The organism is Arachidicoccus sp. BS20, from assembly GCF_001659705.1.
In the GTDB taxonomy this organism is placed as follows: Bacteria; Bacteroidota; Bacteroidia; order Chitinophagales; family Chitinophagaceae; genus Arachidicoccus.
Map to the genome: position 1 here is coordinate 1,116,033 of NZ_CP015971.1, position 24,943 is coordinate 1,140,975.

Sequence of the window (24,943 nt, forward strand, 5' to 3'; positions counted from 1 at the left end):
GTTGTTGTTTAATTAAAAAATATTTCAACAAAAATAGCTCTTCTTAAACTAATGAAATAGTTTATTAATGATTTACGGTTATTACCAGTGATTGGTGGCATATCAGGAGCTTCTGATAATTTCCGAGCGATACTTGTCCAGAATGGACGACTTCGAAATGAAGCCAAGCCACTTACCCTCCTTATCTATTATGGGAAGAATATTTTTTGCCGAAGTAAGTTTTTCAAACTTCAATATGGCAGATTCCATGTCGTCTTCAATCGTCAAAGGCGTTTGCTTCATCATCAAATCGCCGGCAGAAATGGCGATATCCTCGGCTCTTTGCGCATTGTCGAACAATATGTTTTTTACATCATTAAGATAAATAACACCTTGTAAAACATTTTTATCGTCTATCACGGCATATACATCTTTATCCGTATTGTGCAGCGAAATCAAAATGTCGTTCAGCGTAGCATTCACATTAAATGCGGGAAAATCTTTTCTTATCAAAAATCTCAATTCCAGCCTGCTCAACAAAAATTTATCTTTATCGGTCGGGTCAAGCTCCGACTGTTGCGAAAGCTTTTTCATCTCCAGCGACAAAGGTTCAAAAGATTTTACCACAAAAAAACTGATAGCCGCTACCAACATCAACGGAATAAACAAAGAGTAACCATTGGTTACTTCCGCAGATAAAAAGATAGCCGTAAGCGGAGCAAAAAATAAACCGCTCAGCATCCCTGCCATGCCTACAACTATGAAATTAGTTACAGGAACATTTGCGTAACCTATTAACTGAAAAAACCGTCCTACAACAAATCCGAGCAATGCGCCTATTACCAGCGAGGGAGCAAAACTTCCGCCGTTTCCACCGCCAAGAATCGTAAAACCGGTAGCAAAAATTTTGAAGAACATGATGCCGGCAATAAACAAAAGAATCCACCATTGATTATCGGTATGCGCAATCAATATGGAGTTTTTAGGAATCTGACCGGTTTCCGCCAATGTCTTTACAAACGAATATCCTTCGCCAAATAATTGCGGAAACAAAAAGATGAGTACTGCCAATAATATGGAACCAACCAACCAACGCTGTACCGGTGTTCGCTCTGCAAACTTGTGCTCCATCCAATGGAAGCTTCTTGCATAAAACAAGCACAGGCAGCCGGCAAGCAAGCCTAGACCCACATATAAAAAAATGTTGTTGTAATCAAAATCTTTAATGGTATTGAACGTCAGCAGCACATTATCTCCAAGAATAATTTTTGCCAGCAATGCTCCTATTGCCGAAGACATCAGCAACGGAATGAATGAATTAATAGAGACGTCGATAATCAATACTTCCATCGCAAACACGATGCCCGCAATAGGTGCTCCAAATGCCGAAGAAATGCCCGAAGCAATACCACAAGCGAGCAATAAAGTTTTCTCCTTGTAAGGCAAAAAAGTAGCACGTCCGAGATTAGAGCCAATAGCTGCACCTGTCGCCACCATAGGCGATTCCAAACCGCACGACCCGCCAAGCCCAACCGTAACACCCGATGTAACGATATGCGAATAACACTGGCTGAACGGCAAATCGGACGATTTTTTGGCAATTGCATATACAATCTTATCGTTGCCTTTAAGAAAATTTTTCCGATATACTTTTTCTATGAGCAAACTGCTCGCACCTATTCCTAAAATGGGTATCAACGCCTGATACCAAACAATGTCGCCAAACCTTGAGCTTTCAAAGAAAAAATGCTCCAGCTTTACAACAAATAATTTCAAAACAATAGCGCTGAGGCTCGCCAACGCGCCAACGATTACACAGCAAAGAAGCAAAAATTGTCTTTCGGTCAGTCGGCGTTTTAAAAGTAAAACACCATAGCGAAGCTGCGTAAAAAACGTTTTTATTATTTTTCGGTACATTCTAAAACTAAATCTGGGGGTAAGAACTGAATGCTGCGAAGGTAATTGAAATAAGAAAATATAATTTGTAAAATTTCTCTTGAATTTTTTATTGTTTTTTGGTCAAGAGGAACCTTTGATGAAATTTTTCATACCCTTCGCATAATTTTGACATGAAATGCCCATAAGTATTTCACATACCCAAAGCGATGATTATTTCAAGGCATTCCATCTGACAATTAAAAAACAATAAAAATAAACAGATGAAAAATTTCATGCCGGTTTGATATATTGCTAAATAAAAAACACCTGCACAATGGTAACACAACACGAAAACCCGCTGCCATCCAAAATAACCGTATGTTGCGTTTAGCGCTAATAAAATTTGAAAAAGAAATTAAATTTGTCAAATTATAACAAATTCATACCTTTGCCGTCCGAAAAATTTCGGAAAAACACATTACTCGTATGGCTCAACAAGTTTCCCGACCGTTCGGGAGCGCCGGCAGAGTGTAATCTTTTAGATTATTAATTAAAATGCCAAAGGTAAAAACAAACTCAAGCGCAAAGAAGCGCTTCAAGGTAACAGCAACAGGCGAAATTGCTCATCAAAAACCATTCAAACGCCACATCCTTACCAAAAAATCTACAAAACGCAAACGTGCATTGGGCATCAAAGGAACAGTTTCCCCAAACATGAAACCGTTTGTAAAACGTTTATTGGGTTTAAGATAAGCAGGATTTTTTCAGTTAAACAAATTTTAATCATCGCCGGAGTTGCTCCGCACAAAATAATTAAATTATGCCACGTTCAGTAAATGCAGTTGCTTCGAGAGCACGCAGAAAAAGAATATTAAAACAAGCCAAAGGCTTTTACGGCAAACGTAAAAACGTATATACCGTAGCCAAAAACGTTGTAGAAAAAGGTCAGACATACAGCTATGTTGGTCGCAAATTGAAAAAGCGCGAATACCGTCAATTATGGATTGCGCGTATCAACGCAGGCGTTCGCGAAGAAGGTTTGACATACAGCCAGTTCATCAACAAACTTTCTCAAAAAGGAATTGAATTAAACAGAAAAGTATTGGCAGATATGGCTTACAGTGAACCTGAAGCTTTCAAAGCTTTAGTAGCTTCTGTAAAATAAGTTTATAAAAAAGAGTAATAAAAAAGGGGCTGTCTAAAAAGGTTGACGAAGTTTCTGAGAATTGCATAAACGACACTATGATTCCGTCAGGTGTCCGAATAAATAAGAGGCTGTCTTGACTTTTTAGACAGCCTCTTTTTTTGCGCATTTACTACCTGCCGCCCGGCGGGCAATGTTCCTTCAAATAAGTCGTATAAAGATTTGACAGAAATCTTGATGTTCCCTCTCCTTCCGAAATAGCGTGCGTGCGGTTCGGAAATTCCATAAAGCTGAAAATCTTATTATACTGAATCAGCTTGTTCACTACCATTTCAGAATTTTGATAATGGACATTATCATCGCCGGAACCGTGAATCAATAAAAGATTACCTGTCAAACCTTGTGCATAGCTCAACGGCGATGCTTTTTCATACGTGTTATCACTATCGCTCAACAAGCCCATATACCGTTCTTCATATACATTATCATACGTCGGTTGATAGGCAACCGGCGCCACAGCAATACCCGTTTTATAAACATCGCCATGCTGAAACATCAGATTCAAAGTAGTAGAACCGCCGCCGCTCCAGCCCCAAACCGCCACACGGCTTGTATCTACATATTTCCATTTCATTACTTGCTTTGCAGCTTCGTATTGGTCGTGAATATTAATGATGCCAACACCTTTGTAAATAGAATGCCGCCATGCTGTTCCTTTAGGTGCGGGCGTCCCACGGCTGTCAATACTGATGTAAATATAACCGTCTGCCGACATATCGCCGTTGTATAAAAAGTTGCGCCCATTGCCCCAGGAATCAATTACCGTTTGCGCCGCAGGTTCGGTATAAACATAAAATACCACAGGATATTTTTTCGTAGAATCAAAATTGGTCGGCAACAAAACAGATGCATCCATGGTAACATTGTCATCCGTCGTTATTTGAATGAATTTTACCTGCGGAGCACCTGCCGGAAGCGCGTGTACTTGCGGCTTTTCCCCTATAATCGTATTCGTTTCAAGCGCAACCCAATCGGTGTAAGGAAATGTATTAGCGTTGGAAAATGTATGTTCCGCATACTTACCGTTCGGCGAAATTGCATAATCGTTAGTGCCTTTTTCGGTCGTATCGGAGAGTAATTCCAAACCGCCTTTTCCATTCAGTTTCGTTCTGTATAAATATTGCTGCGTCGCATTGTTTGGCGAAGCTAAAAAGTAAACATAACCTTCTGTTTCGTTTACTGCAAGCAAATCAAGAATATCATAATTACCTTTTGTTACCGGCGATTCATTACCTTTTTTATCCACACGGTAAATGTGCCGCCAGCCATCTTTTTCCGTCACCCAAAGAAATGCTTTTCCATTTTCAATCCAGTCCCAGCCAATCGGATTATCGCCATGCCAGCGCGATTTTATATCCACCCATGTATCGCTGTGTTCTCTGTAAAATGCTTTAGCCATACCGGTTTCAGCGTTTGCAAAATACAAAATAGAAGTTTGCTGTTTTCTGTCCAATTGCTGTGCAACAATGTTATTATCATCCGCCCATTCCATTCTCGGCAAATAATGTTCACGGTTGTCGCCCGGAATATTTGCCCAAACTATTTTCTTAGTCAAAACATTTACAACGCCTATTTTTACAGCAGAAGGCTCTTGTCCTACCACCGGATATTCAACAGGTTTTGTGAATGAATAAATAGAATCGGTATTATCAATCATTAGAAAATTGCGGATACTGCGCGCGTCCACATGCCAGAAAGCAATCTTCTTACTGTCCGGAGACCAGCGAAATCCATCGCGTGCACCAAATTCTTCTTCATACACCCAATCAAAAGTCCCGTTGATAATCCTGTCTGTGCCATCGGTTGTCAAGGCTGTGATTTTGTGCGACGCCAAATCTTCCACGTACACATTATGTTTTGCGCTGTATGCAACTTTTGTTCCGTCGGGCGACAATTTCGCAAACATTAAAGATGCAACAGGCAAGCTTTTCCCAAGCTGAAATAAACTCTTAGTTCCCAAGTCGTACAACCAATAATCGCCACGTGTATGATAACGCCAGACTTTCTTAGTGTTGGTATAAATCAATATTTTGTTTCCATCCTGAGAAATACTGAAATCCGCTACACGTAAAGGTTTTAACGAATCTTTCGGCGTTAAATCCTGTGTAGAAAGAGTGGTTTGCTTTGCTTGAGAAGGAAGCGCAACTTCTACGATTTGATTAGCATCAATCGTGTAATAACTGTTACCGTCTTTCGACCATTTGTATTTTGTAACATAGGGCTGCGCAATGGTTGCGCACGCGATAAATAAAAAACAAAAGCTGAAATAAAATTTGGTTTTGTTCATTTTGAAAAGTTTGAAGCCAAATGTAAAGAGAAAAATAATGTGTTGATAAAGGAGTTAATATTTTGTCATTCATGGCTAATATTCGCAGTCTGATATTTCACAATAACGCAGAAAAATGTCCATTGTTCTTCCATTCAATCGGTATATCTGTTGGCGAAAATTCTCAAAACAAATTCACGGGCAGAATAACTTCCCAACGGTTGCGGGAACTTAAAATTTGATTGTTCAACAAACGGCTGTATCGAATAATAAAACCCGTAGATTGTTGATTCCACACATTTAAGTCGAAAGAAACTTCTGCGCCGAAGGAGGCGAAATTTGTTGTTTTTTCTTGCGGAATTTTTCCGAAAGTATTGTCATAAAAAACATTCGCGCGTATTCTTTTCAAATAAATTAAATTGCCGAAACCAGCATCAGGACTGATGACTGGTAAAGTATAGTTCAAACCGAATTTCCACATTTCCGGAAAATTATACAAATCGTAGCCACGAGAAAAAGGGAAATTATAACTGAAAGCATAACGGCTTAACGTGTCTTGTTTTTGCCAAGCCAAATCAACGTGAAAACTGTGCGTAGGTAAGATTGCAGGAAAATAAAATGACCCTTTGATTAAAATCTGCCACGCCGAATTGTTGTCAATTGTATTTCTAAGAAGTGTAGAAATGCTTTGTGCAAAACGCAGATACATTTGTTGTAACGCTTGCTGCGACTGGTTTACAAAAGAAATTTGATTACTTAAATAATTTGCGCTTCTGTTTTTTAAATCCAAATTATTCTCATTCCAGTGAATAAACCGTTGATTGAATGAAGTTGTATAAGTAAAGAATTTATAAAAATTTCCTGAAGAAAAATTCAGCGGCAACTGCAAACCGAATTGCCATCCCGCATCGCTGAAATGCACATTCTGCTTACCTTTTGTGCTATACGCCGTTCTGTCGAAAATATAATTTCCATTGATAAAAGGTTCAATAAAAGAACCGCCGTAAACAGAACCTACGCCAACTTCGTGATAATTTTCAATGCGGTTATATGTGTAAGAAACATTCGTCTGCAAAGTATTCAGCACGTTTTCGCCATACAATGTGAAATTGTAATTCGGGTCTTCAAAATCGGGTTGCAAACTGTGAAAGTTGATTGGATGATGCAGCTTTGGATAATTTGTAATTGTATAATTTGTGGAATCAATATTTGCTAAAACATAGGAATAATCATGCTTTGGCGCATCGTGATATAAACGAACCAAAGTGTCTGCTTCTAAATTTTCAACAGGCTGAAAGAACGATTTTATTTTTGCCAAACGATAACCGTCCGCCGAAAAAACGCTTCCAACCAATGTATCGTTTTTGATGAATGATTGATAAATACCTAATTGAGTTTTTGCCAATCGATAAACTTTATTCTCGGCTGAAACATAAGCCCAGCTCGCATCATAGCCGTTTGATGAACAAGTGAAAAACAACGTGTCATTTTGCACAACCGGGAAACCGATTAATCGGTTTCCGAAAGGACGAATATTTTTTTCATCGCCGCTTGCAACATCAAATTGTTGAATCGCCATCTCTCCCACTTTATTTCTTTCAACAACAAAAACAGATTTATCATCGTCGGAAAATTTCGGATAAGAATACACATGGTTTTGCTGCGCAGAAATATGTTTGATAATATTTCCTTTCAAGTCCAATAAATCAATCGAAGATTGTTGATTGGTTGTAAATGAAACCGCTGCAATCAGTTTTCCGTTGTGCGAAATATCGGGCGTGAAATATCGTTGATTGTGTGTGATGGTTGTCTTTTGTTTTGTATCAATGTCGAACAATTCAATATCGCTCGATTCTTTGTAACCCCATCGTACATTGGGTTTCAGCTTGCTGTAAATAATTTTTCCGTTGTTGTAACTAAAATAGTCGTCATTGGAAATCGGTCTTACGGCAATCGCTTTTTCAACACCATTTTTTAATTTTACAAACATAGAAACGTGCTTGTAATCCGATTTTAACGCAATGATATTTCCATTCCCGGTTGGATAAGGATATTGATAACTGACAACATTTTTCTTTTCCGTTTTGGTCAAATATTGCAACGAATCTTTCGGCTCTTTTGCCCATTGCTGTTGATAATAATTGAACGCACTATCCTTAAAATCGTTGAACGAAAGCCCCGAATATTTTTTAATCCCTTTCTGCAAAGGATAAAACAAACCTTTGAACGCAGCTGCGTCGTGCGTTACATTTTTCCAAAAATCTGTTCCATATTTTTGATAACCGTAATCCACCAAAATATAGCCGAGATTGTACCAGTTAGGCACATAATCAACGTACGAACCATTCCGTATTTTCTGATAATTGTAATGTTTGTCGCCCAAATACAAAGCCTTGAAAGCATTCATAAAATAAGGCACGCGACCTCTACCCTGCTTACTTAGTAATGTTTCGTTATAAACAGCATCGCCTTCAAAAAACCAGTCGGGAACGGCAAGCGCATTCGCAAATGCTTGTCCGTTTTCGCCGAAAACAATTTTAAATGCGTGCGACAAACCCACATCAAAATTGTTGTATTGCTCCACATGACGATATTCGTGAATGGCTAAATTATCCGCCCAATTTTGCGCGCCAAGCTGCGTTACATCCATCGGCGGCATTAAATAAAACTCACTGCGAAACGGCGCAAGACCTACATAACCGTTGCTGTATGTGATTTGATTTTGTAAAACAATATTCACTTTTCGTTGCTTCGCTCCCATCGTTTTGGCAATGTTTCTTTGTTGAAACTGAACAAGCGAAGCCACATTCAAAGCCGTTGAATCCAAGCCTTTCGGAAAAATTATTCTGAAAGAATCGGTGTTGATTTGTTTCCATTTCAATGAAGACGGATTGCCGCCAAACACTTGTGCAGTCAGCGTTTGAGAACACAATAAAAATATTATTCCCGCAGATAAACGCAGATTGAATACACGCAGATAGCGCAGAAAAAGTCTGCGAAAATCTGCGTAAAATATCTGCGAAAATCTGCGGGTAAAATTCATCGCTTAAAGATAATCATCTAATTCTTAAATTTCTTTGTGAAACTTTGTGCCTTCGAGTCTTTGTGATTTAATTGAACCACGAAGGCACAAAGGCACAAAGAATACACAAAGCCACAAAAAAACCGACTCAAAATTTGAATCGGTCTTTCCGCTGTGTGAAGCGTCGTCGCTTCACACTTTTATTTTATTGCCTCATGGCAATTGTCGGCAAGAGCCGACAAAATAAAAATGCGCGGCGTCTTCGCCGCGCATAGCAACTATTTATTTCAAAAAGAAAATTTATTTCTTAAACAAACTCGGAAAAATGGCATCGTCAGCCAATTGCTCTTCAATACGGATTAACTGGTTGTATTTTGCAATTCTATCCGTGCGGCTTGCAGAGCCTGTTTTGATTTGTCCGCAATTCAATGCAACCGCCAAATCTGCAATGGTTGTATCTTCCGTTTCTCCGCTGCGGTGGCTCATAACCGTTGTGTAGCCTGCATTCTGCGCCATTTGCACCGCTTGGATTGTTTCCGTTAAAGAACCGATTTGGTTTACTTTAATCAGGATGCTGTTTGCGGTTTTGTTATCAATACCGCGCTTCAAAATTTTGCTGTTGGTAACAAACAAATCATCGCCCACCAATTGGATTTTATCGCCTAAAGCTTCGGTCAGTTTTTTCCAACCGTCCCAATCTTCTTCCGCCATGCCGTCTTCGATAGAAACAATCGGATATTTATTTACCCATTCCACCCAATAAGCCACCATTTCATCGGGAGTTAATTCTTTGCCGGAGCTTTTATAGAACTTGTATTTTCCGTCTTTGAACATCTCGCTGCTCGCGGCATCCAACGCGATGGAAACATCTTTGCCCGGCTCGTAACCCGCAGCTTTAATGGCTTCCAACACTGTTTCAATCGCTTCTTCGTTGCTTTGAATGTCGGGTGCGAAACCGCCTTCATCGCCAACATTTGTGCTGTAACCTTTTTTCTTCAATACAGATTTTAACTGATGAAAAATTTCTGTTCCCCAACGCAATGCTTCGCTGAAAGAAGTTGCACCGTGTGGAACAATCATGTATTCCTGATAATCGATTTTGTTATCTGCATGAACGCCGCCGTTCAAAATGTTCATCAACGGAACAGGCAACACGCTTGCATTTACGCCGCCGATATAACGATACAACGGCAAATTGCTTTCCTGCGCCGCTGCTTTAGCAACCGCCAAAGACACCGCCAATATTGCGTTCGCGCCGAGTTTACCTTTATTATCTGTACCGTCAATCTCAATTAATTTCTTATCGATTCCCACTTGGTCGGTAACGCTCCAGCCGAGCAATTGCTCCGCAATAATATCGTTTACATTTTCAACAGCTTTCAATACCCCTTTGCCGAGATACACGCTCTTGTCGCCATCGCGCAACTCAACCGCTTCGTGAATACCTGTGGACGCACCCGATGGAACCGCCGCGCGACCAAGCACACCATTGTCCGTTAATACATCAACTTCAACCGTTGGATTCCCGCGACTGTCGAGGATTTGACGCGCGTGAATGTCTGCTATAAAACTCATCTTGCTTTTGTTTAAAATGAATAGAAAAATTTGGATTGCAATGTTATCGATTATTTATTAGATAATAAAAAAAGCGAGATTAAAATTGCATGAACAAATGTTAGGAGAATTATTTGTTTTTGCTGAAAAGGGAAAGAATAATTTCGATTAAAAAAGCATCTATTAAAGAACTAATAAAAAATGTGAGGAAAATATTGCCGTCAAAAAATAATTTAGGAAAAATATAGGCAGGAAAACACTCGGCACCGAACAATATTTCTAAAAATCTGAGCAGTCCTTTTTCATCAGAAGTTGCTCTTTCTCCTATTGCAAATAAGAATACAAATGTTAGAAACGCAATTATAAAAATTACAACAAGCAAAACCAAAAATCGCTTTAGGTTAAAGTTCTTTTTTAGTGTGTTTAGGTTTTTCATAAGCAATCTTTAAATCTTTTGCTTTAATCACTCTGTCGTTTTCAGAATCGTCCAAAGCTTCGTCAATCTCAGCATTCAAGAGGGTTTCGCTTATCGGCTTTATTTTTTCTTCGTACAAATCTGCCTTGCTTTTCCGAAGTAATTTTTCCAAACTGTCAATTACATTTTCATTTTCCCAACGAAGAAACTCCCGAACAAATGTAATCTTGCGAAGTTCCATGTCCATAACAAAATGTTTTATCGAAGTTAAGAAAATAAATCACTCCTCACTTTTCGTTTTCCCATACGCAATAATATCTTTCCCTTCAAAATTTTTCCGGTCATCTTCGATATAGCAAGCATTAAGCATGGCATTGCCTATTTCTCTCAAAGTAGCGAAACCGTTGGGATAGAGCGCGCGACCAATCGGAAAAATCCAGGTAATATATTTATAAAAAGGATGCACGCGCTTCAATCCTTTAATCGGTTTTATAAATCCGGGACGGAAATTAAATTGTTTTTTAAAAGGCAGTTTTGCCAACGCATTTTCTGTTTTACTTTTTACGCGCACCCACATGAGCCGGGCATTTTCGTCGCCTGTCGTTCCCGCGCCCGAAACATAAATAAAAGTCATATCGGGATTGAGTTTACAAAGTACATTCGCGATGTATAAAGTGAGGTCGTAAGTAATTTTTGAATATTGTTCTTCTGTCGCGCGAAGCGAAGTAATGCCCAAACAAAAGAAACACGCATTATAACCTTTCAGTTCATTTTCTATGGAAGACAAATCGAAAAAATCGGACCGGATAATTTCCTTTAATTTCGGATGAACAATTCCGCACGGCTTTCGATTGATAACCAAAATATTTTCCACTCTTGCATCGTTCAAACACACGTGCAGCACTCCTTCGCCTACCATTCCGGTGGAACCTGTGATGATAACGCTTAATTTATTTTCCGTATTCATGCGAATAGAATTTTATGTTTTCTGAACAAAGACAAATCGATAACTTTAAACAAAAATATATGTGGATAAAATTAAAACATCAGCCGATTAAAGAGGGCGATTTGCTGATAAAAGAATTGGATAAAAAAGATTTGTACAATAAAGAACTGATGAGCGCTTTTCTTGTTAAGCAATCCGACAGCGATAATTATCAATTAGAAAATTTTGTTACAGAACCAAACTTCGGTCTTGATACTGCAATGCCCGATATTGTAATACCGATGGATTTAAGCATGACGTATAAAGAACTTGTAAAAGGCAATTGGCATTTGTGGATTGATTAAGCTAAGCTACTTTAGAGGCTTAAAGTTTATTTCCTTCTGAATCGAAAAAGGGATTATTCCTTCCCATTTACCTCTGATAATTTTCTCTGCGCCCGAAGCAGAATCTTTAAATACGGCATAATAGGTTGCGGTAACAGCTTTATTTATCTGGCTTGCCTTAAAAGTCATTTCCGTATGTGCCTGAACAAATACAGAATCTTCAGCAATATAAGGTGCGGGTTGCGAAGTCAAGGTATCGCAAAGCAGCACAGTATTATTGCTTAAAAAAAAGTTGTCGCTTGAAAATATATCACTCGGAATGGATACTGCAACGGAATCTTTTATTAAGTCGCTGAACGAGGCGCTGTCGTTTTTGAATAAAGAATATTCTCTTAGTACCGGATGGAATAAATATGTTCCTTTTTCCGACGTGTTATTGGTATAAGTTGCCTGATGAAGAGGAATAGTATCAGTTGTAATTCCGTCGCCGTCTTCAATCGAGAAGTGAATGCTTTCAAATTTGAAGACATCGTTATTATTTTCATCGGCATCATTTGAAATAGTATCATTCTTAGAGCAGGAAATACAATAAATTGCTAATGTAATTATTAGAATGACTTTTTTCATTTGTATATATTTTCATTATTTTTTTGCCGTATGGAATACCCTTAAATAATCACTGATTTGGGTATGTAAAAATCCTTATGGGCATTTCATGTATTAATGTTATTTAGACAAAAGTAGGGGAAATTATTCATTCACTATTTTCAAAAACTCTTCTTCCGAAATAATTTTTACCGTGTTCAGTTTCTTCGCTTTTTCCAGTTTACTTCCGGCTTCTTCGCCCGCTACAAGATAATTGAGTTTGGAAGAAACGCCACTTAAAATTTTCCCGCCTTTTGCTTCAACCATGGCTTCCGCATCGCTGCGCTTGAGTTGTGATAATGTGCCTGTGAACAAAAATGTCAATCCTTGCAAACTACCGTCGGCATTGGCGTTGGAAGATTTTTGATTATTAAAATTCAATCCTGCTTCTTCTAATTTTTTCAATAGCTCAATACTTTCTTCCGATTGGAAAAAATCGTACACGCTTGCCGCAACTTTCGGTCCTACATCTTCCAGATTCATCAATTCTTCGATGGAAAAGTTTTTGAGTTCCCACAGATTTGAAATCTTATTTGCCAATGTTTTCGCTGTCGTTTCGCCGATATAACGAATGCCCAAAGCAAAAATTAATCTGTTCAAACTTTGTTGCTTGCTCGCCTCAATCGCGGCTTTTAAATTATCAATCGATTTTTTACCAAAGCCTTCGAGTTTTGCAATTTCATCAAAATCCAATTGATAAATCGCAGGAATATCTTTCAGTAATTTCAGTTGATAAAACTTGCGCACATTTGCCTCGCCGAAGCTGCGAATATCCATCGCATCTTTACTTACAAAATGAATCATGCGTTCCACGACCTGCGCTTCGCAATTCGGATTGATGCAGCGCCAAGCGCTCTCGCCTTCGGGCTTGTGCAATGCTGAATCGCAGACAGGACAATGCTTCGGGAAGATAATCGGTTCTTCATTTCCCTTGCGCAGTTCTTCCAATGGTTTCACAATATAAGGAATTACGTCGCCCGCACGTTCCACCAAAACCGTATCGCCAATGCGCAAATCTTTCTCCCGAATAATATCTTCATTAAACAGTGAAACCGATGAAACCGTAACACCACCAATGAACACCGCGTCAATCTTTGCCACAGGCGTTATCGTTCCTGTGCGACCAACCTGAAATTCAACAGAACGCAATATAGATGTGGCTTGTCGCGCTTTGAACTTGTACGCCATTGCCCAGCGCGGATGATGCGAAGTCATGCCTAACTGTTCCTGCAACGCAAGCGAATTGACTTTAATAACCATGCCGTCAATCTCGTAAGGAAGCGTGTCGCGCAGTTGCTCATAATCGTTTACGTGCGCAATTACTTCTTCAATGCTTTGATAAACTTTCTTCTCTTTTTGCGGCGAACGAAAGCCGCAAAGCCACAGCAGTTCAAGGTTTCCGCTGTGTGTCCTCATCAATTCGGGAACTTCATCGTTGTTATAAACCACATACGCAATGTGATATAAAAACGCTTCCAATCCGCGCTCCGCAACCGCTTTCGGGCTTTTCATACGCAGGCTTCCGCTTGCAGCGTTGCGTGGATTTGCAAGAATTTGCAAGCCTTGTTCTGCTTGTTTATCATTAAATTCTTTGAACGATTTTTTGGACATCAGCACCTCGCCGCGAATTTCAATCTGCTGAATGTTATACGCCGAAAATCGCGCCATTAAAGGAATTGAGCGAATTTGTTTAATGTTTGTAGTAATGTCTTCGCCTTCGATGCCGTCGCCGCGCGTGAGCGCACGCACGAGCAAATCATTTTCATACAACAACGAAATACTTGCACCGTCAAACTTCGGCTCTACGCAATATTCCACGTGCGAAAGATTTTCTGCTTCCTTGTTTTTTCTGTCCCAATCGACCAAATCATCGGCGTTGTAAGAGTTTTCCAAAGACAACATCGGAACAAGATGCGGAACTGTAGCAAAATTATTCGTAAGATTTTGCCCTACTCTTTGCGTGGGAGAATCGGGCGTAACCAGCGACGGATTTTCTGCCTCGAATTTTTCTAATTTTTTATACAAAGTATCATATTCCGTGTCGGTAATCAAAGGATTGTCGAGCACATAATAACGATATTCGTGAAAACGCAGCACATTGCGCAAAGCCTCAATTTCATTGACTTTCACGGCTTCTTTGCTTTGTAAAAACTGTTGAGATTGCTGCGTTAATAATTGTGTTTGTTCGAGAGAATACATTGTTTGATATATGATTTTGATGTCTGATTTAGGATTTAACCGGTTCGTGAGGACACGAACCGCGGCGAAAATATTTTAGTTTGTCCTAAAGAATACATTGAGATTTATGATGTGTGATTTTTGATTTAAGATTTTATTAGTTCGTGAATATATGAGTCAAGACGACAAGGCTTATCTTTTATAATAACCGAATAATTCACTTAACTTCCAATATGTGCATTCTGCTTTTTTACCATTTTCATTTGGGAGGCATGACCAACCGTAACCTCTGTTTTCACTCTGAGAATATTTTGCGATTTCTTTTTTACCTTCTTTTTTTGATACTTGTTTTAGTTTATATATTAAAGACTCGGTTGCTTCTATATGATATTTATATAAACTTTTGTTTCCTAAATCAGTTTCAATATCTCTGCACTCAATAAGTATTCTGTTAAGATTATTGAACACAGATATTATTCTTGCCTTAGTTCGTGTCTTAATAAACCAATGTATTAATTCAATTCTTCTAACCATTCTTCTGTTTCCTTATTTGTTTCACATTGCCGCCGTGGTTCGTGTCCTCACGAACCACCTATAAAATTAAAAATATCAAAACTCATTCCTCAAATCTTTTATAAAAGAAAAATCTTTCTTGCCTTCTTCATAAAATCTTGCCGTTGAATATTTGTAATGGCAAGGATGAGTAACCAACTGCCATCGTTCTGCCAATGGATTGTTGTGCAAATAATCCAACTTCTGATAAGCAACTTCCCTCGTGAACAAATGAATTGCCAACGGGTCGCGCTGCCAAAATTCATAATGTTTGTTGATGGCGCTTACTTTGTACAAATGTAATTGAGCGGAATTGTTTTTGAACAATAGTTTTTTAAATTCGTGCGCGGTGTATTTCAAGAACGAACCCTGCATGGTTTCCTTTCCATTTTTACGTTTCGCACGCCAGATAAAATGAACATGATTTGGCATAATGATAAAAGCAAAAATATCCGCAATGCCTTTTTCACTCAAATAATTCAATGAACCGATAATTATTTCTTTATACAAATCATTTTCCAAAAGCCGGTACCAATTATTAACAGTCGCCGTCCAAAAGAATATATCGCCGATTTCCATATACGACTTGCGTTTCGGTATAAATATGTTTTTGTCCATGTTGAAAATTTTTGTTGGTCCTTTTGTTGGTTCGTGAGGACACGAACCAAGGCAGCAACATTACAAACAGCGAAGTTTTTTCATCCCTTATAATACTCCTCATCCAACTGCTCCTTCAATTCAGGATGCCGTTTCAAATACACGCCCACAAACGGACAATAATTCAACACAGGCTTGTTGATTTTCTTTGCATAATCAAAGGCATATTCTGCCAGCGCAGATGCAATGCCTCTGCCTTCCAGTGTTTTCGGCACTTCGGTGTGCATAAAAGCAATATCCTTTTTATAAAAACGATATTCGAGCTTGGCAATTTCATCGCCTTCGTGATACTCGAATTGCATATTTTCTTCGTTGTTGATGATGTTTAATTTGTCGCTCATAATTATTAATTTTTCAATATCCCGCAACGCTGTCATCGCCGCGAATGTCGGCAGCAACGTGCATTCTCCCGTTTTCAAATAAAATCATTTCCGTGCGCCCGATGCCCGACACAAAGTTAATTTTATAATTCATTTGCGTTAGGCTGTCAATTACATTTCGGTCAAAACCGTTTCTCTCCATTTTGATTACGTCGGGTAGCCATTGATGATGAAATTTAGGCGTGTCAATAGCTTCGGCGGCATTCATACCAAAGTCAATCACATTCACAATGCTTTGAAAAACCGAAGTCGGAATAGTCGTTCCGCCCGGCGTTCCCACAACCATAAACGGCTTATCATTTTTCAACACCAAAGTCGGACACATGGAACTCAACATTCTTTTATTGGGCGCAATCGCATTGGCTTCGCCGCCTACAGCGCCAAACATATTCGGCACGCCGGGCTTCACACTGAAATCGTCCATTTCATCATTCAACAAAAATCCTGCACCTTGCACTACAACACGGCTGCCGTACAAACCATTCAGCGTCGTAGTAATGGAAACAATGTTGCCGTACTTATCAGCCACGCAAAGATGCGTTGTCTCGTTGCTTTCGTGAAGATTTCCTGCGCCAATGCTACCGCTCGGTGTCGCCTTATTCGGGTCAAAGCTTTTCATTCTTCCTTTGAGATAATTTTCGCTCAAAAGTGCGCTGTCAGGCACTTTCCAGAAATCGGGGTCGCCCATATATTCGGCGCGGTCAGCATAAGCGCGGCGTTCCGCTTCTACCATTAAATGAATAGTTGCCGCAGAATGAAACCCCATTTCTTTCAATGAAAAAGGTTCAACCATTTTCAGCATTTGTCCGAGTAAAAGCCCGCCACTGCTCGGCGGTGGAAAGCTGATGATACGATAACCGCGATAATCAAACTGTATCGGCACACGTTTTTTTGCCTGGTAATTTTTTAAATCTTCATGTCTGACTAATCCATGCGCACTTTGCATGGTTTTTACGATCAAGTCTGCCGTTTTTCCCGAATAAAATTCTTGTAAACCTTTATCACGTATGCGTTCCAACGTATTTGCCAAATCTGCTTGTATTAAAATATCGCCTGCTTTCCACTGCACATTTTTCACAAAAGGAATGATTACGCCGGGATTGTATTTTTCAAAATCACTTTTATATTCATTTAATAAGCGTGCATCTTCTTTTGACAATGCGAAGCCCTTGCGTGCAAGGTCAATAGCAGGCTGTATCAATGTTTTAAAAGGCAGCTTTGCGTATTTCAACTCCGCAAAAATACCCGCGACAGAACCCGGAACACCTATAGCCAAAATACCATCCTGCGAAAGATGTGTATTTGCTTTCCCGTTACTATCGAGATACATATCCCTCGAAGCCTTGCCGGGAGCAATCTCCCGAAAATCAAGAGCGATTAATTTCCCACTCTTTTCACGCGCCGTCATAAATCCACCACCACCGATATTGCCCGCTTGCGGATATACAACCGCCAACGCAAGCTGTGTAGCAATAGCAGCATCAAAAGCGTTTCCACCTTTTCGCAAAATCATCGCACCTGCTTGTGCCGCCAAAGGATGTGCGCAGGAAACAGCTCCGTTTGCATATACTCCTTCTTTCAGTGAAAGAAATACGGAGGCACTATTGCTCGTAACAATTTGTGAAAAGCCACATCTTATCTGCAATACGATGAATAATACAAAAACAGTTTTCTTTGTTACAGGAAATATAGATTTCATACATTCTTTAGTTGACTTGTTAAAATTAAAGTTATTACAAACACAATGTTCACAATTTTTAATATCCTTTTTTCACAGAGCAGAAGCAAACGGAGAAGAATTTTATTATTTTCGCTTATTAAATTTTTTATCTAAAAAAAGAAATCCTATGATTGTTGACGAATTAGATGTAAAGGACGGATACGTTAAAGCTGAAGTACACAACCACATTGCAACGATTGAATTTTTTCATCCGAAAGGCAATTCATTGCCTACAAAACTGCTTGCAAAACTTACGCAGGAAATAGACCATATTTCTCACGATGAAAATACGCGTGTGGTACTGCTTCGCTCCGAACAGCACGACGTGTTTTGCACCGGCGCCTCTCTGGAAGAAATGATTGCGATTACTTCCGAAGAAGACGCTGTGAAATATTTTCACAGCTATGGTAATGTTATAAATGCTATGCGCAAATGTTCCAAGCTCATAGTTGCACGCATCCATGGAAAATGTGCCGGAGCCGGTGTAGGCATTGCGGCGGCGGCAGATTATGCCATCGCTCTTGAGGGTGCAGAAGTACGACTAAATGAATTAAGCTACGGCTTTGGTCCGTATGTGATAGCGCCTGCGCTGATTCGGAAAATGGGTTTATCTGCATTCAGCCAGATTGCTATTGACTCGCATCTTTGGCGTAACGCCGACTGGGCAAGGCGTAAAGGCATTTTTGCAGAACTTCATCCCAACATCGAAAGCATGGAAGATTCCATTGAAAGGCTTACTACATCTTTGTCTCAAAATAATACAGAAGCAAATGCTTCGCTAAAAAAAATGTTGTGGGAAGGAACGGAAAACTGGAATACCTTACTACATGAAAGAGCCTTAACAGCAGCTAAATTATTGCTCCATCCACAAACTCAGAAATTTTTGGCAGGACTAAACAAAAGCGTTGTATTTTAAATTTATATCAAAGTAAAAATGTCTTCGACTGTTTTTGTTGAAGACATTTTTATAAACTAAATATCTCTTATTCATTTGCATCCACATCCACCCACGCATCATTTTCTTTCAATAAATTAATCAATTCATCTACTGCAACGTCGCTGTCGATATTGCGTTTTACAACGTCTTTTCCTTTGTACAAAGTAATCTTGCCAACGCCGCTGCCGACATAACCGAAATCGGCGTCAGCCATTTCGCCGGGACCGTTTACAATGCAACCCATGATAGCAATTTTCACGCCTTTTAAATGATTGGTTCGACTGCGGATCTTTGCGGTAGTTTCCTGCAAGTCAAACAATGTTCTTCCACAACTCGGACAAGAAATATATTCCGTTTTGGAAATGCGCGTACGTGCTGCCTGTAAAATACTAAATGCCGATGTGTTTAAAAATTGTTCGACAGCGGGCACAGAATTTTTCTGCAAATTGTCATACGCTTCGGACGATAAACTCAAACAAACACCATCTCCGAAACCATCAATCAGCAATGCACCGATTTCCGTTGAAAAATGAATTAAATGTTCATCTGTTGTTTGCCAATGACTATCCGAAAAAATGATGACAGGATTCTCAATATTGCGGGTAAGCAGCTCGATAAACATTCTGCGAATGGCTTGCATCGCATTGTCGCGCTTACTTTTCAGACAAAACACTACGGATTTATCTTTGGCTAATTCATCGAGATAATCATAATTTTCCATTTCATCATAACAATTCACAAGCACGAAATTTTTCGTAGCTCTTTGATGAATGTTTTGCAAATAAATTTTTGCATCGAACAACGGAAAATATTTTTCCTTATTTTCCTGCAAATCATACGCAGGCGGATATACAATTACTTTTAGCGTTCCGGGCAACGGAAAATCAATATTCTGATAAGCGATAAAAATATAATCTGCCGCAGAATCACTAATATTCCATTTGTCCAAAGCCGCGTCATACGTGTATCCTACGCTTTTTAAATCTTCCGGCTGAATGTGATTTAGCTTTGACAAATCGGCAATCACAACAGGCACATGATGCCCGCCGATATTATCAATTTCAAAAGTTTTTCTTCTGTTGTATTGAAAAGGAGAATATGGCAACGTGAATCGTGAATCGTGAATCGTGAGTTCAGGAACGTCCACGTCTGAGGACTCAGGTCTCACGATTGTTTTTACTAAATCTTTACAAACCGGGATTTCAAATTCAGGGTCTTCGGTCAATGAAACACGAATGGTATCGCCGATGCCGTCTTCCAGCAAAGCGCCGATACCTACAGCAGATTTCACGCGCCCGTCTTCGCCGTCGCCGGCTTCCGTAACGCCGAGGTGCAAAGGATAGAGTTCGCCAAATTCTTCCTCCATTTGCTGCACCAGCAAACGATACGCCTGTACCATTACCTGCGTGTTGCTCGCCTTCATGCTCAGCACAATCTCGTGATAATTTTCATCGCGCGCAATACGCAAAAATTCCATGGCACTTTCCACCATTCCATTGGGCGTATCGCCGTAGCGGCTCATAATTCTGTCGCTCAAACTTCCGTGATTTGTACCAATACGCATAGCAGTTCCGTGTTCTTTACACACCTTAATCAATGGAACAAATTTCTCTCTTATTCGTTCAATTTCTTCTGCATATTCCGCATCTGTATAATCGATTTGTTCAAACTTTTTCTTATCCACATAATTGCCGGGATTTACGCGCACTTTCTCCACGATGCGCGCCGCAATTTCCGCAGCGTTCGGCGTAAAATGAATATCCGCAACCAACGGCGTGTTGTAACCACGCTTACGCAATTCATTTTTTATATTGAGTAAATTTTCCGCTTCTTTTTTCGACGGTGCTGTAATGCGCACCAGTTCTGCACCGACTTCGATACAGCGAATGGCTTCTTCAACCGTAGCCAAAGTGTCCATCGTGTCTTTAGTCGTCATCGTTTGCAAACGAATAGGATGACCATTGCCAATCAGCAAATCGCCGACCTTGACTTCGCGCGTCTTTAAGCGGCTGTATTTTGTAAGAGAATTACAATAAAACTGCATGACACAAAGATAAGCCGAAAGGCGAAAGGAAATTGTAAATTATGAGTTATGAATTTAATTTGCCACGAATGACAAATTTTATCCATGCATTCGCGGCTTTATTTTATTCATCAAAAAATCCAATATCTTAGCTGAAATTATTTTACAATGAGGACTCTCGCCAAATTATTCACAGCAAAATACATCGGTTTAATAGTATCGGTTTTATTATCGTCCGGCGTTTTTTCGCAGGAAATAATTGTCAAAGACAATAATCCCGATATACAATATTCCGGCAGAATGGAACTGAACGACACTGCCGCCGTCATTTCGTGGACAGGCAGCAGCGTGCAATTTAATTTTCGCGGCACATCCGTAAAAGCCTTGCTGCGCGATGAGGACGGGAATAATTATTACAACGTGATTGTCGATAACCAAATATTGCAACGACTGCATTTGACAAAAGGCAAACATGAATATATTTTGTGCAGCGGACTGAAAAACACAAAACATTCTCTTCAATTGTTTAAAATTACCGAAGCCGCGTTCGGTAAAACCTGGGTTTATCAATTCCGGCTGAACAGCGATGCAAAACTTTTGCCGCCGCCACCCGTTCCAAAAAGAAAAATAGTTTTTTACGGTAATTCCATCACTTGCGGATATGCGGTTGAAGATTCGTCGGGCAACAATGGCGCACCGGAATATGAGAATGGTTATCTTTCTTATGCAACCGTTACTGCGCATCATTTCCACGCAGATTTTCATTGTATTTCCAAAAGCGGCATCGGCATTGTCATCAGTTGGTTTCCACTCACGATGCCGGAAATGTACGACAGGCTTTATTACAACAAGCCGGATATCAAATGGAACTTTACCAAATACACTCCGCAAATTGTGGTGGTCAATTTATTTCAGAATGATTCATGGCTTGTTAATATGCCCGACAATGCGGAATTTAAAAGGCTTTTCGACAAAACACCGCCGACTTCTGCGTCTATCGTTAACGCTTACGAATCCTTTATTAAAAATTTGATTTTACATTATCCAAAGTCAAAAATTATTTGCGCTTTGGGCAATATGGACGCTTCCAAAAAAGGTTCGCCTTGGATTGATTACATTAAAAAAGCGGTGGCTGACATCAACAATAAAAATGTTGATACGTGCATCTTTCCTTACAAAGGCACGCCCGGTCATCCCGACGAAAAAGCGCAGCGGGCAATGGCTGACCAACTGATTGCTTTTATCAATAAAAATATTCAATGGTAGTTTAACGCAAGAAAAAACGGAAAACATACGAAAATGTCGTGAAATAAAAAATGCGAAGCCCTAATCTTCGCATTTTTCATTGTTGATATCATTGAATATTTTTTATTTCACAGCCGCCAAAGCCGCTGCATAATCAGGTTCGTGCGTAATCTCAGGAACTTGTTCTTCATACACAACTTTTCCTTCAGGATTAATGACAACTACTGCACGGCTCAATAATCCTTTCAACGGACCATCGGCAATTTGTACGCCGTATTCATGCCCGAAATCGGTACGAAAATCGGAAAGCATTACTACATTTTTAATTCCTTCCGCCCCGCAAAATTGCGCCTGCGCAAAAGGCAAATCTTTTGAAATGCACAACACAATCGTATTTGAAAGCCCTGCGGCATCTTCATTAAACTTTCTTACCGAGGCTGCGCACACACCTGTGTTCACACTTGGAAAAATATTGAGAATAATATTTTTGCCTTTGTATTCAGACAACATTTTATCCGACAAGTCATCTGCTGTTAATGTAAAATCCTTTGCTTCCGTACCAACCGACGGCAATGTACCGACTGTATGAATTTCGTTTCCTTTCAAAGTGATAGTTGTACCCATAATTGTATTTTTTGTTTTTGATTTTTGTGCGAATGCCGCTTGTGTGAATCCTACGAAAATGAATATTGCAAGAACGATGAAATGTTTTTTCATAAAATGATTTTATCAAAGATAAACAACAAATTTATGATGACGGTTGCCTAAACATCATTTTAAAATTTATTCAATTTGCTTTAACGTTTAAGATTTTCCCGCAGCTATACTTCGATTTGCATCGTTTTTTCGCGTATCCACCTGTAAGAAAAATTACTTTAAAATTCCTTCAATCTCACTCAACGTTTCATCATCAAATTCAAGATTATCCAAGCATTTCAGCGAATCAAGTAATTGCTCCGAACTGCTTGCACCGACCAGTACGGAAGTAATTCTTTCATCTTTCAGCAACCAACTCAAAGCCATTTGTGCGAGCGTTTGTCCGCGTTTTTCAGCGATTGTGTTTAATTGTTTTATTTGCGCAATTTTTTCTTTTGTTACCTGTTCCACTTTCAAAAATCCATGCGCTTTTGCCGCACGCGAATCTTCGGGAATGCCATGCAAATATTTATTGGTAAGCAAGCCTTGCGCCAACGGCGAAAACGGAATACAGCCAATACCTTCTTCGCCCAACAAATCCAGCAAACCATCTTCCACCCAACGCTCAAACATGGAATATTTCGGCTGATGAATTAAACAAGGCGTACCCAGACTTTTCAAAATTTTAATCGCTTCCGCAGCTTCTTTCGGCTGGTAATTTGAGATGCCCACATACAACGCTTTGCCTTGTCGCACAATTAAATCCAACGCTGCCATTGTTTCTTCCAAAGGCGTTTCCGGGTCGGGACGATGATGATAAAAAATATCGACATAATCCAACCCCATTCTTTTCAGACTTTGGTCAAGACTTGCAACGAGATATTTTTTAGAACCCCAATCGCCGTAAGGTCCGTCCCACATGGTATAGCCCGCTTTTGTGGAAATAATTAACTCATCACGATGATGCTCAAAATCGCTTTTTAAAATCTTTCCGAAATTCAGTTCTGCCGAGCCGGGCGGCGGTCCGTAATTGTTTGCCAAATCCAAATGTGTAATGCCGTTGTCAAACGCGGTAATTAATGTTCTACGAAAATTTTCGTACACATCCACGAAGCCGAAATTGTGCCACAAACCCAATGAAATTGCCGGCAATTTGATGCCTGATTTACCGCAACGACGGTATTGCATATTGTCGTATCTGCTCATAAGATAAAGATTAAAATTATTGAATAATATAATTACAAAACACCCTTTGTACTTGGCAGCGCATCGCTAAGCGAGTCGCGCTTTACAGCCATTTTAACGGCTTTTGCAAATGCTTTAAAAATCGCTTCAATTTTGTGGTGTTCATTTTCGCCTTTACACTCGATATTCAAATTACATTTTGCTGCATCACTGAACGATTTAAAAAAATGAAAGAACATTTCCGTAGGCATCTCTCCTATTCTTTCGCGCTTAAATTCAGCGTTCCATACAATCCAGTTACGACCGCCGAAATCAATCAACACTTTCGCTTCTGCCTCGTCCATCGGCAATGCAAAACCGTAGCGTTCCATGCCACGTTTGTCAATCAAGACTTTTGCAAATGCTTCGCCAAGCGCAATACCTGTATCTTCAATTGTGTGATGTTCATCGATATGTAAATCGCCTTTCGTAGTAATTGACAAATCAATATTTCCATGCCGTGCAATTTGCTCCAGCATATGGTCGAAGAAACCCAAACCCGTATGGATACTGGCTTTGCCGTTTCCATCTAAATTCAAGTCAATGGAAATTTGTGTTTCGTTTGTATTGCGTTCATGATGAACGGAACGGGTTTTTAATTTCAGAAATTCATAAATCTCTTTCCACGAGGTTGTACGCAAAGCAATTGCTTCTTCCAAAGCATCAATATCCTGTATCTCACTTGCACCCAACGCCTCATCATTATTAAGCCAAATTCCTTTGCCGCCTAAATTCTTTGCCAGCTGTACATCGGTAATTCGGTCGCCAATAACGAAAGAATTAGTTAAATCATAATCAGGATTGTCGATATACGCTGTAAGCATTGCTGTTCCCGGTTTGCGCGTTGGTATATTGTCTTTCTTAAAAGTTTTATCAATAAAAACTTCCGAGAAAATAATACCTTCATTTTTCAACGTTTCCATAATAAAATTTTGGACAACATTGAATGGCGCTTCGGGAAAACTTTCCGTACCAAGTCCGTCCTGATTGGTAACCATGACGAGTTCAAAGTCCAGTTCTTTCGCAATGCGCGAAAGATATTGAAATACTTCAGGATAAAACGCGAGCTTCTCAAAACTGTCGATTTGATAAGTCGGCGGTACTTCGTAAATCAACGTTCCGTCGCGGTCGATGAATAATACTTGTTTCATTTATTTTT

At 39.6% G+C, this 24,943-nt stretch carries 22 protein-coding genes; 5 read left to right on the forward strand and 17 right to left on the reverse strand.

The window, feature by feature from the left end; all coding sequences use genetic code 11:
• Positions 1–102: 102 nt before the first annotated feature.
• Positions 103–1,896, reverse strand: a complete 1,794-nt coding sequence (locus A9P82_RS05000; protein WP_082915240.1) for a chloride channel protein — start codon at positions 1,894–1,896, stop codon at positions 103–105.
• Positions 1,897–2,412: 516 nt separating this feature from the next.
• Here A9P82_RS05000 and rpmI point away from each other — a divergent pair.
• Together rpmI and rplT are read left to right on the forward strand one after the other, a co-directional pair.
• The gene (rpmI, locus tag A9P82_RS05005; protein WP_066204848.1) at positions 2,413–2,610 is read left to right on the forward strand and encodes a 50S ribosomal protein L35; all 198 of its coding nucleotides are present in this window, start codon (positions 2,413–2,415) and stop codon (positions 2,608–2,610) included.
• 67 nt (positions 2,611–2,677) lie between these two features.
• Complete coding sequence (rplT, locus tag A9P82_RS05010) at positions 2,678–3,022, forward strand: 50S ribosomal protein L20 (RefSeq protein ID WP_066204851.1); 345 nt, start codon at positions 2,678–2,680, stop codon at positions 3,020–3,022.
• Positions 3,023–3,173: 151 nt separating this feature from the next.
• Here the strand turns inward: rplT and A9P82_RS05015 are convergent, their stop codons facing one another.
• The 6 genes from A9P82_RS05015 to A9P82_RS05040 form a co-directional block, all read right to left on the reverse strand.
• Positions 3,174–5,348: a S9 family peptidase gene (locus tag A9P82_RS05015; RefSeq protein WP_066204855.1), complete on the reverse strand. Its 2,175-nt coding sequence runs from the start codon at positions 5,346–5,348 to the stop codon at positions 3,174–3,176.
• A 163-nt stretch (positions 5,349–5,511) separates the two neighbouring features.
• Positions 5,512–8,259, reverse strand: coding sequence for a TolB family protein (locus A9P82_RS05020; protein ID WP_156522603.1), 2,748 nt, complete (start codon positions 8,257–8,259; stop codon positions 5,512–5,514).
• A gap of 390 nt (positions 8,260–8,649) precedes the next feature.
• Positions 8,650–9,924 carry a phosphopyruvate hydratase gene (gene eno / locus A9P82_RS05025; RefSeq protein WP_066204860.1) on the reverse strand — a complete coding sequence of 425 codons (1,275 nt, stop codon included), beginning with the start codon at positions 9,922–9,924 and terminating at the stop codon, positions 8,650–8,652.
• A gap of 109 nt (positions 9,925–10,033) precedes the next feature.
• Positions 10,034–10,339: a hypothetical protein gene (locus tag A9P82_RS15600; protein WP_197492245.1), complete on the reverse strand. Its 306-nt coding sequence runs from the start codon at positions 10,337–10,339 to the stop codon at positions 10,034–10,036.
• The gene (locus A9P82_RS05035) at positions 10,305–10,565 is read right to left on the reverse strand and encodes a hypothetical protein (RefSeq protein ID WP_066204865.1); all 261 of its coding nucleotides are present in this window, start codon (positions 10,563–10,565) and stop codon (positions 10,305–10,307) included. Before A9P82_RS05035 ends, A9P82_RS15600 begins: the two co-directional genes overlap by 35 nt.
• A 33-nt stretch (positions 10,566–10,598) precedes the next feature.
• On the reverse strand, positions 10,599–11,285 hold the full coding sequence (locus A9P82_RS05040; RefSeq protein ID WP_066204868.1) for an NAD-dependent epimerase/dehydratase family protein: 687 nt from the start codon (positions 11,283–11,285) through the stop codon (positions 10,599–10,601).
• A gap of 14 nt (positions 11,286–11,299) precedes the next feature.
• Between A9P82_RS05040 and A9P82_RS05045 the strand changes: the two genes are divergently transcribed.
• On the forward strand, positions 11,300–11,608 hold the full coding sequence (locus tag A9P82_RS05045; protein ID WP_066204870.1) for a hypothetical protein: 309 nt from the start codon (positions 11,300–11,302) through the stop codon (positions 11,606–11,608).
• 6 nt (positions 11,609–11,614) lie between these two features.
• Here A9P82_RS05045 and A9P82_RS05050 read toward each other — a convergent pair whose 3' ends face one another.
• The 6 genes from A9P82_RS05050 to ggt form a co-directional block, all read right to left on the reverse strand.
• Positions 11,615–12,214, reverse strand: a complete 600-nt coding sequence (locus tag A9P82_RS05050; RefSeq protein WP_066204873.1) for a hypothetical protein — start codon at positions 12,212–12,214, stop codon at positions 11,615–11,617.
• Between the two features lie 123 nt (positions 12,215–12,337).
• Positions 12,338–14,431, reverse strand: coding sequence for an NAD-dependent DNA ligase LigA (ligA, locus tag A9P82_RS05055; protein WP_066204876.1), 2,094 nt, complete (start codon positions 14,429–14,431; stop codon positions 12,338–12,340).
• A gap of 171 nt (positions 14,432–14,602) precedes the next feature.
• Positions 14,603–14,944, reverse strand: a complete 342-nt coding sequence (locus A9P82_RS05060; protein ID WP_066204879.1) for a hypothetical protein — start codon at positions 14,942–14,944, stop codon at positions 14,603–14,605.
• Positions 14,945–15,019: 75 nt separating this feature from the next.
• Complete coding sequence (locus tag A9P82_RS05065) at positions 15,020–15,580, reverse strand: transposase (protein ID WP_197492246.1); 561 nt, start codon at positions 15,578–15,580, stop codon at positions 15,020–15,022.
• Positions 15,581–15,660: 80 nt separating this feature from the next.
• Positions 15,661–15,960: a GNAT family N-acetyltransferase gene (locus tag A9P82_RS05070; RefSeq protein ID WP_066209623.1), complete on the reverse strand. Its 300-nt coding sequence runs from the start codon at positions 15,958–15,960 to the stop codon at positions 15,661–15,663.
• Positions 15,961–15,973: 13 nt separating this feature from the next.
• Positions 15,974–17,698 carry a gamma-glutamyltransferase gene (ggt, locus tag A9P82_RS05075; protein WP_066204883.1) on the reverse strand — a complete coding sequence of 575 codons (1,725 nt, stop codon included), beginning with the start codon at positions 17,696–17,698 and terminating at the stop codon, positions 15,974–15,976.
• A gap of 148 nt (positions 17,699–17,846) precedes the next feature.
• On the opposite strand from ggt, the gene A9P82_RS05080 reads away from it, so the two are divergent.
• Positions 17,847–18,635, forward strand: coding sequence for an enoyl-CoA hydratase/isomerase family protein (locus A9P82_RS05080; protein ID WP_066209626.1), 789 nt, complete (start codon positions 17,847–17,849; stop codon positions 18,633–18,635).
• A gap of 67 nt (positions 18,636–18,702) precedes the next feature.
• Here the strand turns inward: A9P82_RS05080 and ispG are convergent, their stop codons facing one another.
• Entirely contained in the window at positions 18,703–20,700 is a 1,998-nt protein-coding gene (ispG, locus tag A9P82_RS05085; protein WP_066204886.1) for a (E)-4-hydroxy-3-methylbut-2-enyl-diphosphate synthase, read from the reverse strand.
• Between the two features lie 147 nt (positions 20,701–20,847).
• Between ispG and A9P82_RS05090 the strand changes: the two genes are divergently transcribed.
• Complete coding sequence (locus A9P82_RS05090) at positions 20,848–21,945, forward strand: SGNH/GDSL hydrolase family protein (protein ID WP_066204888.1); 1,098 nt, start codon at positions 20,848–20,850, stop codon at positions 21,943–21,945.
• 102 nt (positions 21,946–22,047) lie between these two features.
• On the opposite strand, the gene tpx is transcribed toward A9P82_RS05090, so the two are convergent.
• The 3 genes from tpx to hisB form a co-directional block, all read right to left on the reverse strand.
• Positions 22,048–22,641: a thiol peroxidase gene (gene tpx, locus A9P82_RS05095; RefSeq protein WP_082915241.1), complete on the reverse strand. Its 594-nt coding sequence runs from the start codon at positions 22,639–22,641 to the stop codon at positions 22,048–22,050.
• A gap of 153 nt (positions 22,642–22,794) precedes the next feature.
• Positions 22,795–23,766, reverse strand: a complete 972-nt coding sequence (gene mgrA, locus A9P82_RS05100) for an L-glyceraldehyde 3-phosphate reductase (protein WP_066204891.1) — start codon at positions 23,764–23,766, stop codon at positions 22,795–22,797.
• Positions 23,767–23,798: 32 nt separating this feature from the next.
• Positions 23,799–24,935: a bifunctional histidinol-phosphatase/imidazoleglycerol-phosphate dehydratase HisB gene (hisB, locus tag A9P82_RS05105; RefSeq protein WP_066204893.1), complete on the reverse strand. Its 1,137-nt coding sequence runs from the start codon at positions 24,933–24,935 to the stop codon at positions 23,799–23,801.
• Positions 24,936–24,943 lie beyond the last annotated feature (8 nt).